The 15,615-nt window shown below is 72.8% G+C and carries 14 protein-coding genes; 10 read left to right on the top strand and 4 right to left on the bottom strand.

Going from position 1 to position 15,615, the window contains the following annotated elements; genetic code table 11:
• Window positions 1-96 precede the first annotated feature (96 nt).
• The gene (locus tag ABT041_RS29380) at window positions 97-690 is read right to left on the bottom strand and encodes a 2-oxo-4-hydroxy-4-carboxy-5-ureidoimidazoline decarboxylase (RefSeq protein ID WP_351189981.1); all 594 of its coding nucleotides are present in this window, start codon (window positions 688-690) and stop codon (window positions 97-99) included.
• A 140-nt stretch (window positions 691-830) separates the two neighbouring features.
• On the opposite strand from ABT041_RS29380, the gene ABT041_RS29385 reads away from it, so the two are divergent.
• The 5 genes from ABT041_RS29385 (at window position 831) to ABT041_RS29405 (ending at window position 6,077) form a co-directional block, all read left to right on the top strand.
• Window positions 831-2,444 (top strand): beta-N-acetylhexosaminidase, encoded by a 1,614-nt coding sequence (locus ABT041_RS29385; RefSeq protein ID WP_351189984.1) that lies wholly within the window; start codon window positions 831-833, stop codon window positions 2,442-2,444.
• Between the two features lie 141 nt (window positions 2,445-2,585).
• Entirely contained in the window at window positions 2,586-3,221 is a 636-nt protein-coding gene (locus tag ABT041_RS29390) for a DUF4328 domain-containing protein (RefSeq protein ID WP_351189987.1), read from the top strand.
• A gap of 67 nt (window positions 3,222-3,288) precedes the next feature.
• Window positions 3,289-3,849 (top strand): hypothetical protein, encoded by a 561-nt coding sequence (locus ABT041_RS29395; protein WP_351189990.1) that lies wholly within the window; start codon window positions 3,289-3,291, stop codon window positions 3,847-3,849.
• A gap of 459 nt (window positions 3,850-4,308) precedes the next feature.
• Window positions 4,309-4,986 (top strand): RNA polymerase sigma factor, encoded by a 678-nt coding sequence (locus tag ABT041_RS29400; RefSeq protein WP_351189993.1) that lies wholly within the window; start codon window positions 4,309-4,311, stop codon window positions 4,984-4,986.
• On the top strand, window positions 4,986-6,077 hold the full coding sequence (locus tag ABT041_RS29405; protein WP_351189996.1) for a hypothetical protein: 1,092 nt from the start codon (window positions 4,986-4,988) through the stop codon (window positions 6,075-6,077). The genes ABT041_RS29400 and ABT041_RS29405 overlap by 1 nt, the downstream gene beginning before the upstream one ends.
• Window positions 6,078-6,251: 174 nt before the next feature.
• Here ABT041_RS29405 and ABT041_RS29410 read toward each other — a convergent pair whose 3' ends face one another.
• On the bottom strand, window positions 6,252-7,112 hold the full coding sequence (locus ABT041_RS29410) for a L,D-transpeptidase family protein (RefSeq protein ID WP_351189999.1): 861 nt from the start codon (window positions 7,110-7,112) through the stop codon (window positions 6,252-6,254).
• A 186-nt stretch (window positions 7,113-7,298) separates the two neighbouring features.
• Between ABT041_RS29410 and ABT041_RS29415 the strand changes: the two genes are divergently transcribed.
• The 3 genes from ABT041_RS29415 (at window position 7,299) to ABT041_RS29425 (ending at window position 10,456) form a co-directional block, all read left to right on the top strand.
• On the top strand, window positions 7,299-8,879 hold the full coding sequence (locus ABT041_RS29415; protein ID WP_351190002.1) for an acyl-CoA mutase large subunit family protein: 1,581 nt from the start codon (window positions 7,299-7,301) through the stop codon (window positions 8,877-8,879).
• 61 nt (window positions 8,880-8,940) lie between these two features.
• Window positions 8,941-9,597 carry a leucine efflux protein LeuE gene (gene leuE / locus ABT041_RS29420; RefSeq protein WP_351190005.1) on the top strand — a complete coding sequence of 219 codons (657 nt, stop codon included), beginning with the start codon at window positions 8,941-8,943 and terminating at the stop codon, window positions 9,595-9,597.
• A 37-nt stretch (window positions 9,598-9,634) separates the two neighbouring features.
• Entirely contained in the window at window positions 9,635-10,456 is an 822-nt protein-coding gene (locus tag ABT041_RS29425; protein ID WP_351190008.1) for a MerR family transcriptional regulator, read from the top strand.
• Between the two features lie 78 nt (window positions 10,457-10,534).
• Here ABT041_RS29425 and ABT041_RS29430 read toward each other — a convergent pair whose 3' ends face one another.
• Together ABT041_RS29430 and ABT041_RS29435 are read right to left on the bottom strand one after the other, a co-directional pair.
• Complete coding sequence (locus ABT041_RS29430; protein ID WP_351190011.1) at window positions 10,535-11,863, bottom strand: polysialyltransferase family glycosyltransferase; 1,329 nt, start codon at window positions 11,861-11,863, stop codon at window positions 10,535-10,537.
• Window positions 11,860-12,915, bottom strand: coding sequence for a glycosyltransferase family 2 protein (locus ABT041_RS29435; protein ID WP_351190014.1), 1,056 nt, complete (start codon window positions 12,913-12,915; stop codon window positions 11,860-11,862). The genes ABT041_RS29430 and ABT041_RS29435 overlap by 4 nt, the downstream gene beginning before the upstream one ends.
• A 219-nt stretch (window positions 12,916-13,134) precedes the next feature.
• Between ABT041_RS29435 and ABT041_RS29440 the strand changes: the two genes are divergently transcribed.
• Window positions 13,135-14,424, top strand: coding sequence for a DUF6716 putative glycosyltransferase (locus ABT041_RS29440; RefSeq protein WP_351190017.1), 1,290 nt, complete (start codon window positions 13,135-13,137; stop codon window positions 14,422-14,424).
• Window positions 14,424-15,608 carry a cytidylyltransferase domain-containing protein gene (locus tag ABT041_RS29445; protein WP_351190020.1) on the top strand — a complete coding sequence of 395 codons (1,185 nt, stop codon included), beginning with the start codon at window positions 14,424-14,426 and terminating at the stop codon, window positions 15,606-15,608. Before ABT041_RS29440 ends, ABT041_RS29445 begins: the two co-directional genes overlap by 1 nt.
• The last annotated feature ends 7 nt before the right edge of the window (window positions 15,609-15,615 follow it).

Raw genomic sequence — 15,615 nt, forward strand, 5'->3', positions numbered from 1 at the left:
CGACTTGTCGGTTCGCTCGCGCGGGGTCCGTCAGTGTGATCAAACAGGCACGGACGGGCTATCGCACGGGGCTGAATCGCCGCTTTCCGGACGAATTCACGGCGTGGTGACGGTGAAGGTGAGGCGGGCGCGGGCGAGCCGGCGCAGTTCGTCGGCGGCGACCACCCGTTCCTCCTCCGGTTCGTTGCCGAGACGTGACCGGATACCGGCCAGTACGCGGTCGAGGTGCTCGTCGGGACGCACGCCGTCCAGGCTGATCACGAACGCGTGCCCGAAGCGGCTCTCGTACGCGGCGTGCGCGGCGCCCAGCGCCATGAGGGCCGCCGGCGGGGCGTCGGGATGCGGGACGGCGGCGGACTCGGCGGCCAGCGCCTCGTCCAGCTCGGCCCGCGACAGGTCGTAGGAGGCCTCGTCCGCGGCGGCGAGCAGCGCGTCGAGCGTGGGGTAGGGGCGGTGCGCGCTCACCCGCTCGGCCCAGCGCCGGCTCGCGCAGCAGTCGAACAGGAGCGCTTCGACGGCCCCGGCCGGAGCGGCGTTGAAGCGGACGAGCCCGGAGAGGTGCCGGCCCGCGCCCTGCTGGGCAGGTATCGCAGGCGTGTCCGTGGAGCCCGGCTTCCGGCAGGGGGCGTGGGTGTCGCTGGTCAGCGTGGGCTCCGGTACTCCGGGACGGGTGGGGTGGGCGTGACGCAACGTTATCGACGGGATGAGGGAAGTGTCCGACGGATGCGCGAATTTCACCCGGAAGGGAGAGTTTCGGAACACATGATGGACGATCGGGTTCCGGCTCCGTCGACTGGTCGGACCCTCGTCCGTGCGGGAGGATCCGAGTGATGCGTTACTCCTTCCGGGGGCCTCGCCGGGGCCCCGCGCTTCTGGCGACCGCGGTGGCACTGGCCACCGTGGCCGCCTGTTCGAACGGTTCTCCGTCAGGTCCGACCACCCCGGGCGCCTCCGCGAGCAGCGCGCCCACGAGCCCCGCGCCGACCACCCCGGCACCGAAGCCGACGCCGACGAAGACCTATCCCCTCTCCTCCGCGCCCCGCACCATCCCCGCCGTCGGCGCCCACGAGGCCGCCCGCGGTCCCGGCTGGAAGCCCGTGCCCACGGGCGGGGTCGTCCTCGGCGCGAACAGCGAGGCCCTCGCCGACGAGGGCCGGCTGATCGCGGGGGAGCTCGGCATCCCGTACCGCGGGGCCGCCGCGGCCGGACCGGGGGACGTCGAGCTGGCCGTGGCGGGGACGGGCGCCCCCGAGTCGTACACCCTGACGGTCCGCGACGGCCGCGTCCGGATCACGGGCCCCGACGAGGCCGGGGTCTTCTACGGCACCCGCACCCTCAAGCAGTCGGTCAAGGCCACCGGCGCGATGCCCGAGGGGACCGTCACCGACCGGCCCGCGAAGCCGCAGCGCGGCCTCATGGTCGACATCGCCCGCAAGCACTTCACGGCGGCCTGGCTCGAGGACCGCATCCGCGAGATGAGCGACCTGAAGCTCAACCAGCTCGGGCTGCACTTCTCCGACGACCAGGGCTTCCGGATCGAGTCCGACAGCCACCCCGAGGTCGTCTCCACCCAGCACCTCACCAAGGCCGAGGTCCGCCGCATCCTCGCCCTGGCGGCGAGCCGCCACGTCACGGTGATCCCCGAGATCGACTCCCCGGGACACCTCGGCGCCGTCATCGCCGCGCACCCGAACCTCCAGCTGGTCAGCGCGAGCGGCCGGACCCCGCGCGGGACCGTCGACATCTCGAACCCGGCCGCGGCGAAGATCGTCGACGAGCTGCTGCGCGAGTACACCCGGCTCTTCCCCGGCGCGTACTGGCACCTCGGCGCCGACGAGTACGTCGCCCTCATGGCCAAGAACCCCGAGGCGAGCTATCCGAAGCTGGCGCGGGCCGCCGTCGCGAAGTACGGGCCCTCGGGCCGCGTCCAGGACCTCGCCACCGGCTGGCTCAACGACCGCGCGGCCGTCGTCCGGCCCACCGGCAAGACCCTCAAGGCCTGGAACGACGGCTTCTACACCGGCGGGGTGGTCGGCCCCGACAAGGACGTCGAGGTCGAGTACTGGACGGGCCGCGAGATCGGCGCGCGCCTGCCCGCCTCGTACCTGAGCGCGGGCCGCAAGGTGGTCAACCTCAACGACGACTACCTCTACTACATCCTGGGCGAGCCCAACCGCTTCCCGTACCCCACCGGCCGCCGGATCTACGAGCAGTGGACCCCGCGCGTGCTGCGCGGCTCCACCCCCGTGCCCGCGCGGTACGACCCCCAGATCCTCGGCGGCCGGCTCGCGGTCTGGTGCGACTTCTCCCGGGCCCAGACGCAGGCGCAGGTGGCGGCCGGCATCCGACTGCCCCTCGCGGCCCTCGCCCAGAAGGTCTGGGACCCGGCGAAACCGGCGCTGACCTGGATGCAGTTCAAGGCGCTGGCGTCGAAGGTGGACTGACCCGAAAGCTGCCAGCAGATTGCCAGCTGTGCGACTGCTCTTGTCGCATGGCCACGCCGTGGACGCGATCGGTCCGGATCGCGTACGTTCCCCCGGCGGCGGCCGAGCGGTCGCCGCCTGTTCCTTGGGGGGAACCACCACATGCGCACACTCAAGAACCCGATCGGCCTGTCCCATGCCGTCGTGGCCCTGCTCGCGGGCAACATCTTCTTCGACGTACTGCTGGGCGGGGTCGAAACAAGCGAACTGGGTGCCGACGGCGCGGGCACGTCCGAATCGGACGCCTTCGCCCCGGCCGACGGGGCCTATGCCCTGGCCGGCCTGGTGTACCTCGCCACCATCGTCGTCTTCATCATCTGGTTCCACCGGCTGCGGAACAACGCCGAGGTGTGGGCCTCCGACCTCCAGACCCGTACGCCCGGCTTCGCCATCGGCGGGTGGTTCATCCCGTTCGGCAACCTGTGGATCCCGCGGTCGATCGCCGTCGAGATCTGGCGTGCCAGCCGCTGGGAGCCGTACGCCGCCGACGCCAAGGGGGAGCTGACGCTGCTGAACAGCTGGTGGGTGTGCTTCGTCGTCGGCGGACTGGTGGACTCGATCGCCGGGCGGCTGTACGAGGACGCCGGAACCGTCGAGGAATGGAACACCGCGACCTTCTGGTCCCTCGCGGGCTACGGCCTCAACATCACCGCCGCCGTCCTCGCCATCCTCCTCGTCCGCCGCATGACCTCTATGCAGCACGCCAAAGCCACTGGCATGATTCCGGCCGCGCAGTGACGAAAAAGCGCCCCTCGGCGCAGTAGTGGAAGTACTGCGTCCGCATACGGGTGGCGAGGAGGCGTCCATGACGTCGGTGAACGGCCGGAGCCTGCTGGAACTGATCGACGGGGCCGACGAGCGAGGACTGGCCGCGGCCGGACTCGCCTGCCTCGACCGCTGTCTGCCCCTGCTCGCCCCCGACCGGGCCGACGCCCTGCGCCCCGTGTGGGCCGCCGTCGCGCGCGGCGACGGCGGTGCCTGGGGCGAGGCCGTCGCCAAGGCCCGCGTCGAACTCGACGTCGACGGTACGGAGGAGGCCGCGGCCGTGCGCGCCATGCTCGACGCGGCCCCGGCCGCCTGGACCGCCGACGCCCTGCGCGCCTGGGCCGGGGACTGCTCCCTCGCGGCGCTCGCCCTGCACGGACGGTTCGACGCGGCCGGGGTGCCCGACGGTCTCGTCGAGCGCTGCCGCGCCGGGGACGCGGACGGCGCGGGCCCGCTGCTCGCCGGAGAGCTCCGCCGCCAGCAGGCCGTCCTCGAGACGGTCGCCCACGGTCCGACCGGACTGCGCCGGGCGCGGGAACTCTCGGTCGAGGGCGGCCGCGTGCTGCGCGCGGTCGTCTCCCGTCGCGCCCGCACCGCCTGACCGACCCCCGCCTGCTCTCCGGGCTCCGCCGCGGCTTCGTCCGGGCGGGGCCCGTTCGGCATGCCCCCGCCACAGTCAACTGCCGGTTGACACCCGAAGGGCGTACGGCGCCCCGGGACGCGAGGGGTCGCGAGAAAGAGTGAGAAAAGAAGGAAAGAAGAAAGGGGGAAAAGGGGGGAAATGGGAGACGACCGGGGCCGCCACCCCCCACAGGAGAGGCCCCGGTCGTCGTCCACGGAGCCGCAGCACGGCTCCGTACTCCTATCAGCGCCGGCGGTGCGTTTTCTGTCACACCCTCTCGGAGCAGCCCGAGGTTGCAAGTTGTACAAAGACCCCGGACCGCGTGGACGTGACACCGCGACACCACGTAGCGTGCAGATGCGCGAGGCTGCGTGGCGGTGGTGACCAGCCGCGATGACGCGGGGCGCGACCACGTCACCGACGAACAGGGTTTGGGGAGTGCTGGGGGACGACGCGGAGCTGACGGCCGCGGTGCTCGCTGCGCAGGACGGGGACGAGAACGCCTTCCGTACTGTGTACCGCGCCGTGCAACCCCGGCTGCTGGGCTACATACGCACACTGGTCGGCGAAGCGGACGCCGAGGACGTCGCCTCGGAGTCCTGGCTCCAGATAGCCCGCGACCTCGACCGCTTCGACGGCGACGCGGACCGGTTCCGCGGCTGGGCCGCACGGATCGCCCGCAACCGCGCCCTCGACCACATACGGATGCGCGGCCGCCGTCCCGCCGTCGGCGGCGACGAGACCGAACTCGCCGACCGGCCCGCCGACTCCGACACGGCAGGCGAGGCCATGGAGGCCCTCGCCACCGGCGACACCATGCAGCTGATCGCCCAGCTCCCGCAGGACCAGGCCGAGGCCGTCGTCCTGCGCGTCGTCGTCGGCCTCGACGCCAAGAGCGCCGCCGACACCCTGGGCAAGCGCCCCGGCGCCGTGCGCACCGCAGCGCACCGGGGGCTCAAGAAGCTCGCCGAACTCCTCGGAGCCGACGCGCAGGACGACGGCGCGGGAACCGCCGTCCCACTGGACGGCGTCCCTCCGCAACGCGGGCGCGCACCGGGGTCCGTGACCCCCGGCGGTGTGACGCAATCCCGTCCGCGGACGCAGAAGGACATGTGATGGCCGACGAGCGGTACCAGTGGCTCGACCAGGAGGCCGCGGAGCGGCTGCTCCGCGGCGAGCCGGTCGAGGCCGTCGATGACCGTGCGCGCGCCCAGGCCGAGCGCCTCGCCGAAGCCCTCGGCACGGCCCGGGTCCCCGCCGCCCCGCCGTCCGCGCAGACCGAACTGCCGGGCGAGGCGGCGGCGCTCGCCGCCTTCCGCCAGGCCACCGCCGAGCGCCGGGCCGCCGCGGCGGCCGTCGGCGCGCCCGCGTCCGCCCGCCGCACCACCGGAGCCGACCTGGGCCGGGTCCGGCTCGCCCCCGTCGTCGCCCCGGCACGCCGCTGGGGACGTTCCGTACGGTACGGACTGGCCGCCGCGGTCGCCGCCGTCACGGTCGGCGGCGTCGCCGTCGCCGCCGGCACGGGTGTGCTGCCGCTGACCGGCCCGGCACCCGCCAGCTCCGTCTCGGCGGGGGAGACCACGGACCCGCTCGTCTCGAAGGAGCCCGGCATACGCCAGGACCCCGAGACACCCCCGACGGAACCGGGCGGCGGCGACCCCACGCCCGGCTCGTCCCCCTCGGCCGGCTCCGGGTCCACCGCCCCGACCCCCCGCGTCCCGGACACGCGCGGCACGGCCACCGCGGGTGCGGGCACCCAGGAGCCCGGCCGGACGCCTTCGGGTGACAGCGCCACCGGTACCGCCGTCTCCCGCGAGAAGGCCGTCACCGCCTGCCGCGAGTACCGGACGGGGAAGCTCGACGCCACCGCGAGGCAGCAGCTCACCAGCACCCTGCGCAAGGGCGAGACCCTGCGCGTCTACTGCGACCGGATCCTCTCCGGCGAGACCGGTGCGACCCAGGACGGCGGCCAGGACGGCGCCCAGGGCGACGGCAAGGGCGACGCGGGCGGCGAAGACTCCGAGGACAGCTCCGACGGCGACCGCAAGGGCGGGACGCAGGGCGGATCCAACGGCACCTCCAACGGCACCGCCGGCTCCGGGAACCGGGCCGGAAGCGTGCTCACCGACACCCAGCTCCAGGCCGGAGCCGCCCTCGCGCTGCCCGCCGGGATCACGGACGAGGCACACCTTCCGCTCGGGGTGTAACACTTCTCGGCCCCTCGGCGCAGTAAGTAATGCCGACTGGTCATCGGCCGCGCAGCGAGCCGGGGTTCCCCCCGTACCTACGGCTCCGCGCACCCGGCGCGGGTGGGACACGTTCCCCCGGTCCCACCCGCGCCCCTTCTTCCTCCCGGCTTCCTCCCGCCGACGCTCCCCGTCCTACCAGTGGACGACGACCTTGTCGCCGACCTTCACCTGGTCGAAGAGCTCGGAGAGCTTGGCCCGGTCACGGACGTTGACGCAGCCGTGCGAGGCCCCCGCGTAGCCACGGGCCGCGAAGTCCGCCGAGTAGTGCACGGCCTGGCCGCGGCTGAAGAACATCGCGTACGGCATGGGCGTGTGGTAGATCGTCGACGTCCAGTCCCGCGCCTTCCACTCGACCTTGAAGAGGCCCTCGCGGGTCGGCGTGTTCTCGGAGCCGAAGCGGACGTCCATCGAGGAGACGACCTTGCCGTCGATCATCCAGGCGAGCGTCCGGCTCTCCTTGCTGATGCACAGCACCCGGCCGGTCATGCACCGGGGGTCCGGGGTGTCCAGCTTGTTCGTCGTCGCCGGCTTCAGCTCGTCGGCGGTCGGCTTCCGGGTGACGGAGAGCAGCTGCTGCCACGTCACCTCGTCGACCGTGCCGGTCTGCGGCAGACCCCGGCGCGCCTGGAACTTCTTGACGGAGGCCGCCGTCATCGTGCCGTAGAAGCCGGTGGGCGCCCGGTCGAAGAAGTCGAGCTGCCGCAGCCGGGCCTGGAGCTCGCGCACCTGCTCGTTCTCGTCGCCGTCGCCCAGGAGCCGCTTCGGCACCGGCTTCCCGGAGGTGGGCTTCGCGCTGGGCGACGGCGGCTTGTCGTCCGTGGTGGGAGTCGCGCTCGGGGACGCCGACCCGGGCGCGCTCGTGCTCGGCGCGGGAGCCGTGACCGTACCCGTCCCGGGTCCCGTACCCGCCGCGTCCGGCGTACAGCCGGCGGCGAGTGCCACCGCCGCTGCCGCCAGCGCCACTCTGCGTATGACGGACGAAGACCGCTTCATCGTTGCCCCCCGTGATGTGTCGTGTGTACGTAGGGATGCTTCCCGCGCGCGTGCGGTTGCGCACCTGGGGAAGAGAGTGCGCATCCTGTGAGGAAGGTCCCAGCGCGCCGCCCGCCACCGCGCCACTACAGTCCGTCGCGAGGGTCGGTACCGCTGAGTCATCAGGTCTATCGGGAGGCACAACGCATGGCGCGCGAGTCGGAGTCCGGGCTGCCCATCGAGCCGGTCTACGGGCCGGACGCCCTGGACGGATGGGATCCCGCCGAGAAGCTGGGCGAGCCGGGCGCGTACCCCTTCACCCGCGGTGTGTACCCCTCGATGTACACCGGACGGCCCTGGACCATGCGGCAGTACGCCGGCTTCGGCACCGCCGTCGAGTCCAACGCCCGCTACAAGCAGCTCATCGCCAACGGCACCATGGGCCTGTCGGTCGCCTTCGACCTGCCGACCCAGATGGGCCACGACTCCGACGCCCCGATCGCGCACGGCGAGGTCGGCAAGGTCGGCGTCGCCATCGACTCGATCGACGACATGCGCGTCCTGTTCGACGGGATCCCGCTGGACAAGGTCTCCACGTCGATGACGATCAACGCCCCCGGCGCGCTCCTCCTGCTGCTCTACCAGCTCGTCGGCGAGGAGCAGGGCGTCCCGGCGGACAAGCTGACCGGCACGATCCAGAACGACGTGCTCAAGGAGTACATCGCCCGCGGCACGTACATCTTCCCGCCGAAGCCCTCGCTGCGGCTGATCGCCGACATCTTCAAGTACTGCAAGGCCGAGATCCCGAAGTGGAACACCATCTCGATCTCCGGCTACCACATGGCCGAGGCCGGTGCTTCGCCCGCGCAGGAGATCGCGTTCACCCTCGCCGACGGCATCGAGTACGTCCGCACGGCCGTCGCCGCCGGCATGGACGTCGACGACTTCGCGCCCCGGCTCTCCTTCTTCTTCGTGGCCCGTACGACGATCCTGGAGGAGGTCGCCAAGTTCCGGGCGGCCCGACGGATCTGGGCGCGGGTGATGAAGGAGGAGTTCGGCGCGAAGAACCCGAAGTCGCTGATGCTCCGCTTCCACACGCAGACCGCCGGTGTGCAGCTCACCGCCCAGCAGCCCGAGGTCAACCTCGTGCGGGTCGCCGTGCAGGGCCTCGCGGCCGTCCTCGGCGGCACGCAGTCGCTGCACACCAACTCCTTCGACGAGGCCATCGCCCTGCCGACGGACAAGTCCGCCCGCCTCGCCCTGCGCACCCAGCAGGTCCTGGCGTACGAGACGGACATCACCGCCACCGTCGACCCCTTCGCCGGCTCCTACGTCGTCGAGAAGATGACGGACGACGTGGAGGCCGCGGCCCTGGAGCTGATGGGCCGGGTCGAGGAGATGGGCGGCGCGGTCAGCGCCATCGAGCGCGGCTTCCAGAAGAACGAGATCGAGCGCTCGGCGTACCGGATCGCGCAGGAGACCGACAGCGGCGAGCGGGTCGTCGTCGGCGTCAACCGCTACACGATCGACGTCGAGGAGCCGTACGAGCCGCTCCGCGTCGACCCCGCCATCGAGGCGCAGCAGGCCGAGCGCCTCGCCCGGCTCCGCGCCGAGCGCGACCAGCGGGCGGTGGACGCGGCGCTCGCCGAGCTGAGGAAGGCGGCCGAGGGCACGGAGAACGTCCTCTACCCGATGAAGGACGCCCTCAAGGCGCGGGCCACGGTCGGCGAGGTCTGCGACGCGCTGCGCGCCGTCTGGGGCACGTACGTCCCGACCGACGCGTTCTGACCCGATTCCACCAATTGAAACTTAAAGCGGAGTGTCGTACCGGTGTGCGACACTCCGCTTCATGCTGGGTGTCACCGATCTGCCGACCTATCTCGCCGGGCTCGTCCTCATCATCCTCCTGCCGGGGCCGAACTCGCTGTACGTGCTGTCCGTCGCCGCCCGCAAGGGCACCCGGACCGGGTACCAGGCCGCCGCCGGGGTGTTCACCGGCGACGCCGTCCTGATGACGCTCGCCGCGCTCGGCGCCGCCTCGCTGCTCCAGACCACCCCGCTCCTCTTCATGATCGTGAAGTACGCGGGCGCGGGATACCTGGCGTGGATGGCGTACGGGATGCTGCGCGCCGCCCTCGCGATGTGGCGCGCCCGGCACGAGACCGTGGCCGAGGCCCCGGCGGCCGAGCCGGACGGCGGGCCGTCCGAGCACCCGTACCGCCGCGCGCTGATCATCAGCCTCTTCAACCCGAAGGCGATCCTCTTCCTGATCTCCTTCTTCGTGCAGTTCGTGGACCCGTCCTACGCCTACCCGGCGCTCTCCTTCCTGGTCCTCGGCACCCTGCTCCAGCTCGGCAGCTTCCTCTACCTGACGACCCTGATATTCAGCGGCACCCGCCTCGCCGCCGCCTTCCGCCGCCGCAAGCGGCTCTCGGCCGGCGCCACCACCGCCGCCGGCGCCCTCTTCCTCGGGTTCGCCGTGAAGCTCTCCCTGGCCGGTGCTTGACCCTCACACCGTGTGAGGCCGTTCCGTAGGGGGCGTCATGTTTGCCATCGGAGACTTCGCCCGGCACGGGCGGGTGTCGGTCCGGATGCTGCGCCACTACGACGCGATCGGACTGCTGCGCCCGGCCCACGTCGACCCGCACAGCGGCTACCGCTTCTACACGGCGGACCAGCTCGCCCTGCTCAACCGCGTCATCGCGCTCAAGGACCTCGGCTTCACCCTCGAACAGGTGGGGGCGATCCTCCGGGACGAGATCGGCGCGGAGGAGCTGCGGGGGATGCTGCGGCTGCGCCAGGCCGAGCTGGAGGCCGCCCTGGAGGCGGCGCGGGCCCGGCTCGCCCAGGTCGGTGCGAGGCTCCACGCCATCGAGAGCGAGGGACGCATGTCCACGCAGGACGTCGTCGTCAAGAAGGTTCCCGCCGTCCGGGTCGCCGAGCTGAGCGGGGTCGCCGCGAGCTTCGGCCCGGAGGACATCGGCCCGGTCATCGGGCCGCTGTACGAGGAGTTGTGCGGCCGTCTGGAGGCCGCGGGCATCACCGGTTTCGGCCCGGCCGTCGCGTACTACGAGGAAGCGGGCCGGGGTGACGGTTCGGTCCGCGTGCACGCGGGGACGACCGTCCCCGAGGGCACCGTCGCGGAGGGCGTCGAGGTGCACGTCCTGCCCGGCATCGAGGAGGCGGCCACCATCGTCCACCGCGGTTCCATGGACGAGATCCTGCCGACCGTGCAGACCCTCGCCTCCTGGATCGACACCAACGGCTACCGCTCGGCCGGATACGCCCGTGAGCTGTACCTGGAGTGCCCGGAGGACCCGGCCGGCTGGGTCGCCGAGATCCAGGAGCCGATCGTCCGCGCCTGATCCTCCGGCGCCAGGCGGGCCCGGGAACCCCCGCACGGGTTCCCGGGCCCGCCCTTCCGGGACGGGTCCGCCGGCGCTTCAGCGCTTCAGCGCCTTGCGCAGGCGCAGCGCCCGGCGCGCGAGCCGGCGGACCTTGGGGTGGCGGGGGATCGGCAGGCCGCCCGGCAGGTTCAGAACGGTGAGGCGGCGGCGCGTGAAGTGGTGCCGGGTGCGCTCGGCCAGTGGCCCCGAGAGGTGCCGTACCGCGGACTCCCGCAGCTCCGGGCGGATCTTCGGCTGCATCGCGAAGCCGACCGCCGCGACCAGGTCGTTCAGCTCGTCCGTACCCTCCACGGTGTCGTCGGCGCCGCCCTCCAGGGGCGGGACGACCGCGTCGACGACCGTGAGCGGGATCCGGTTGCTGTTCTGGAAGGGGCTGAGCCGCTCCAGGAGGGCGCGCGTCCCGACCCGGGCGACCGGCAGCCCGTAGAACGTCGACGCCGTGAGCAGCGCCGTCGAGAAGCAGCCGACGACGAGCGCGGGACGCAGCTCGCGGTAGAGCACCTCGGCGAGGACCGGACGGTCCTCGACGGTCAGGACGGCGCCGAGCTCCTCCGCGGCCTCCGCGAGGGTCCGCGACCAGGCGTCCGGGGCCATCGGGTGCGGCTTGAAGACGAGGCGCCGGTGGCCGCGGGCGATCGCGCCCCGGACCATCCGCAGATGCAGGTCCTCCTCCTCGGCGGCCGTCAGCAGGTCCAGGGCGGCCAGGTACTGGCCGAGGAGCAGCGCGGGCCCCGCCTCGGCGGCCCCGGCGGCGGCCCCGGCGGCGGCCCCCGACAGCTCCTCGACGACCTTGGTGAACGCCTCGGTCGCCACCCGCTCCGGCACCGTCCCGAACTCGGCGAGCAGCAGCGGAGAGAGCCCGGGGACGAGGTCCAGGTGGAGCAGCCGGCCCACGCGTCCGCCGATCAGCGGGTCGATCTTGTTGCGGGTCGGCCCGTAGCTCATCAGACCGTCCGCGTACACCGTGATCGGCGCGTCGGGCAGTAGCTGGGCGATGGCGAGCGCGGGCGTCACCTGGATCGACTCCAGGGCGAGTTCGACGTGGTCGTCGCCGAGGTCCCAGAGCTTGCGCAGATGGCGCTGGAGCATCGGGAGGTCGCTGGGGCGGGGGGTCCAGCCGGACGGGTGGAGCGGGGAGATCGTCTCGTTCCACGACAGGACCGAGTCGAAGCGGCCGCGCAGGGTCCCGAAGCCCTCGGCCTCGTCCGGGGGAGGGGTCGTCTCCGGGACGGCCGCGTTGTTGGTGACGAGGAGGATCCGCCGGTCGGCGGGCCCGAAGCAGCCGCTGTCGAGGGCGGCAGCGAGCGTCACCGCGCCGTAGAGGGTGGAGGCGCAGAAGATCTGGGTGGTCCGGCGGGCGCTCACGCGGCCACCTCCTCGGCGCCGGTGTCCGTCTTGGCGCCGGCGTCCGCCCCGGTGCCGGTGTCCGTCCCACGGACCGGTGCCGTCGGCGGGGGTGCGGGGCGGCGCCTGCGCAGCCGCCGCAGCATGGTCGCGCGGTCCCCGCCCATCGCGGTCAGGGCCTCGTCGAGGACCCCCTGCGGCATCCGCCGCAGTGCGCCCGCGCTCATCGACTTGAGCAGCCGCGCCACCTCGGGCTCGAACCTTTCGATCGAGCCGATGTGATGGGAAATCACCGCGCAATAGGTGCGGACGGCCTTGGGGAGAAGAAGCTCCGCGTCCGCGTCCCGCGCCGTTTCCTCGATCACCTGGTCGAATGCGCGGATGAAATCCAATTGCCGGACATCACCGATCTGAGTGAGCGAGGTCGTTACCCCGCGCCGGTAGAACACACCGAGTTCCCCGATCGCCGCGAACGATTCCGCCTCGCGGTGGAGTTTCCAGATCCAGGGCCGGTCCTCGGCCGTCCTCAGACCGTGCGGGAAGTGCAGCAGACCCCGGTCGAGGAGCCGCCGGTGGTAGATCCCGGCCCACGCGTACGGGTAGTCGACCGAGGTCGTCCGGTGCGAGGGCAGGATCGCGTCCCGGGGACGCAGCACCTCGCCGCGGCGGGCGACCGGCGCCCGGCGCACCGCGCGGTTGCGGCCGGTGACCGTGACGTGGTCGGTGCGCAGGAAGTCGCAGCGCAGCTCCTCGGCGGCGGCGACGAGCCGCCCGTAGTAGCCGGGTGCGAGCCAGTCGTCCCCGTCGAGGAAGGCGATGTACTCGCCGCGGGCGGCGTCGAGGCCGGTGTTACGCGCCGTGGCGAGGCCCTCGTTGTGCTCGTGCCTGATCAGGACGGCACCCGGGATCTCGCGCGCGGCCCGTTCGAGGAGCTCCGGGGTCCCGTCCGACGAGCAGTCGTCGACCAGCAGGAACTCGAAGTCCTCGCGGGCGTTGGCCCGCAGGCTCGTGAGGGTGTCGGGGGCGTATGTCTGCACGTTGAAGAACGGCACGACGACGGAGAGCTTGACCACGCGGCCGACGCTAGGCGCCGCCCCGGCATTACCGCCGACCGCCGGGCAGCTTTTCGGTGAACACCAAGCGGCGGGCCGATTAACCGCCTTTACCCGCAGGGGAAATCGGCCTTCCCGCGTCCGGAAAACGGCCCGCTTCAGCGGGCGGAGAGGCTCTGTTCACCGTTTGTTGTGGCCCAGTTGGGCCGGAAAGCGGAATGCCCTTCTAGCGTCCTCGACGTGCCAGCAAGTACCAGAGAAGCGGTACGGGTCGCCGTACTCGCCGACTCCGACACCCGGTGGAAATGGGGCGCCCTCACCGCGCGCCGCATCACCACGGCGACCGCCGAACCCACCGGCTTCGTCCTGCGCGGACGGGCCACGCCCACCGCGCGCCAGCTCGCCGAGACCGGGGTGTCCCAGGCCGCCCCGCGCGAGGTGACGGGCGCGGAGTTCCTGCGCGCGGTACGGGACGCGGAGGCGCGCGGCGAGGGATACGACGTCCTGGTGCTCTCCCTGGTCGGGGGCACCGTCCGCGCCGTCCTGCAGGGCCTTGCCGACCTCGCCCTGGAGCGGCGGCCCGTGATCGTCACGGGCTACGTCGGCGTCGTCTACGAGAAGCTGACCGACGGCCTGCTGCTGCGCCACGGCGCCGACGTGGTCCTCGCCAACTCCCGCCACGACGCCGAGCGTTTCCGCGCCGTGTACGAGGGCGTGGGCGCGGGCGCCGACTCGGTCGTCGAGGCCGCGCTGCCGTTCCTCGGCGGCGCCCCGCACACCCCCGAGGCCGGCCGCGACACCCTGGTCTTCGCCGCGCAGCCCTCCGTACCCGCCAGCCGTTCCGAACGCGCCTACGTGCTGCGGCGGTTGGTCGGGCACGCCCGCCTCCACCCGGGCCGCGAGGTGCTCCTCAAGCTCCGCTCCAAGCCGGGCGAACACACCACGCACCTGGAGGAGTTCCCCTTCCAGAAGCTGGTGCGCGAACTCGACCCGCCGGCCAACTTCCGCCTCGTGTACGGGCACATGGGCGAGGTACTCGACCGGACGGACCTCCTCGTCACGGTCTCCTCGACGGCCGCCCTCGAAGCGCTCCACCGCCGGATCCCGACCGCGATCCTCACCGACCTCGGCATCCGCGAGGTGCTCGGCAACCACCACTTCGTCGGCTCCGGCCTGCTGACCTCCTTCGACCGGCTCGACGAGGGGGACGTGCCGACGCCCGACGAGACCTGGCTCGCCCGGCAGGGCGTGGCTTCCGACGGCTCGTACGGCGAGGCCTTCGACGCGGCCCGCGAGCGGGTCGCCGAGCTCCTGGCGCTCCCCGCGCTGCCCCCGATCAGCCCCTACTACACCGCGGAGACGGCCCCCGGCTACCTGCCGGGGATCCTCGCCCGCCACCGCCTGGACGTCACCGCGCCCGAGCCCCGCGAGAGCGGGCTGCGCCGGGTCGTCCGGGAGGCCGCCCGGGGCGCGTACCGCCACGGCGTGCAGCGCGTGGCCCCCGTCATCCGCCGCCTGGGAGAACTGTGATGCCGACCCCCACCGTCCTCGCCGTCATCCCCGCCCGGGGCGGCTCCAAGGGCGTGCCCGCCAAGAACCTCGCCCCGGTCGCCGGCGTGCCCCTGGTGGCCCGTGCCGTCCACGCCTGCCTCGGCGCCCGCGCCGTCACCGACGTCGTGGTCTCCACCGACGACCCCGCCATCGCGGCGGCCGCCCGCACCGCCGGCGCCGAGGCCGTCCAGCGGCCCGCCGCCATCGCGGGCGACACGGCGACCAGCGAGGCGGCCGTCCTGCACGCCATGGACGCCTTCGAGGCCACCCACGGCCGCCCGGCCGACGTGGTCCTCCTCGTCCAGTGCACCAGCCCCTTCCTCACCTCCGCCGAGGTCGCCGAGACCGCCGAGCGGATCACCTCCGGCGCCGCCGACACCGCCTTCACGGCCGCCCCCTCGCACGGCTTCCTCTGGCGCGAGACAGCGGCGGGCGCCGAGGGCGTCAACCACGACAAGGCGTACCGCCCGCGCCGCCAGGACCGGGAGCCCGAGTACCTGGAGACCGGCGCCGTCTACGCGATGGACGCGGCCGGCTTCCGTACCCACGGACACCGCTTCTTCGGCCGCACCGCGCTCGTCGTCACCGACCCCGCCCGGGTCCTGGAGATCGACGACCCGCACGACCTCGCCCGCGCCAAGGCCCTCGCGCCGCTCCTCGACGAGCCCGTCACGCCCGGCTTCGCCGACGTCGACGCCGTCGTCCTCGACTTCGACGGCACCCAGACCGACGACCGGGTCCATCTCGACGCCGAGGGACGCGAGTTCGTCTCCGCGCACCGCGGCGACGGCCTCGGCATCGCGGCCCTGCGCCGCGCCGGCCTGCCCGTCCTCATCCTCTCCACCGAACAGAACGCCGTCGTCGCCGCCCGCGCCCGCAAGCTGAAGATCCCCGTCCTGCACGGCATCGACCGCAAGGACCGCGCCCTCAAGGAGTGGTGCGAGGCCGAGGGCATCGACCCGCAGCGCGTCCTCTACGCCGGCAACGACGTCAACGACCTGCCCTGCTTCCACCTCGTCGGCTGGCCCGTCGCGGTGAGCAGCGCCCACGACTCCGTACGGGCCGCCGCCCGCGCGGTCACCGTCACCCCGGGCGGCTCCGGAGCGATCCGCGAGATCGCCGCCTGGCTCCTCGGACCCGAGCTGAACACCCCCAACCCGTAAGGAACCG

Origin of the sequence: Streptomyces sp. NPDC002825, from assembly GCF_040295385.1 — a bacterium.
Taxonomy (GTDB): Bacteria; Actinomycetota; Actinomycetes; order Streptomycetales; family Streptomycetaceae; genus Streptomyces.

Bases quoted from the DNA above. Each gene is read 5' to 3' on its own strand.
- ABT041_RS29385 (WP_351189984.1), top strand. From the start codon at position 831: ATGCGTTACTCCTTCCGGGGGCCTCGCCGGGGCCCCGCGCTTCTGGCG.
- ABT041_RS29390 (WP_351189987.1), top strand. From the start codon at position 2,586: ATGCGCACACTCAAGAACCCGATCGGCCTGTCCCATGCCGTCGTGGCC.
- ABT041_RS29395 (WP_351189990.1), top strand. From the start codon at position 3,289: ATGACGTCGGTGAACGGCCGGAGCCTGCTGGAACTGATCGACGGGGCC.
- ABT041_RS29405 (WP_351189996.1), top strand. From the start codon at position 4,986: ATGGCCGACGAGCGGTACCAGTGGCTCGACCAGGAGGCCGCGGAGCGG.
- ABT041_RS29410 (WP_351189999.1), bottom strand. From the start codon at position 7,112: ATGAAGCGGTCTTCGTCCGTCATACGCAGAGTGGCGCTGGCGGCAGCG.
- ABT041_RS29415 (WP_351190002.1), top strand. From the start codon at position 7,299: ATGGCGCGCGAGTCGGAGTCCGGGCTGCCCATCGAGCCGGTCTACGGG.
- leuE (WP_351190005.1), top strand. From the start codon at position 8,941: ATGCTGGGTGTCACCGATCTGCCGACCTATCTCGCCGGGCTCGTCCTC.
- ABT041_RS29425 (WP_351190008.1), top strand. From the start codon at position 9,635: ATGTTTGCCATCGGAGACTTCGCCCGGCACGGGCGGGTGTCGGTCCGG.
- ABT041_RS29445 (WP_351190020.1), top strand. From the start codon at position 14,424: ATGCCGACCCCCACCGTCCTCGCCGTCATCCCCGCCCGGGGCGGCTCC.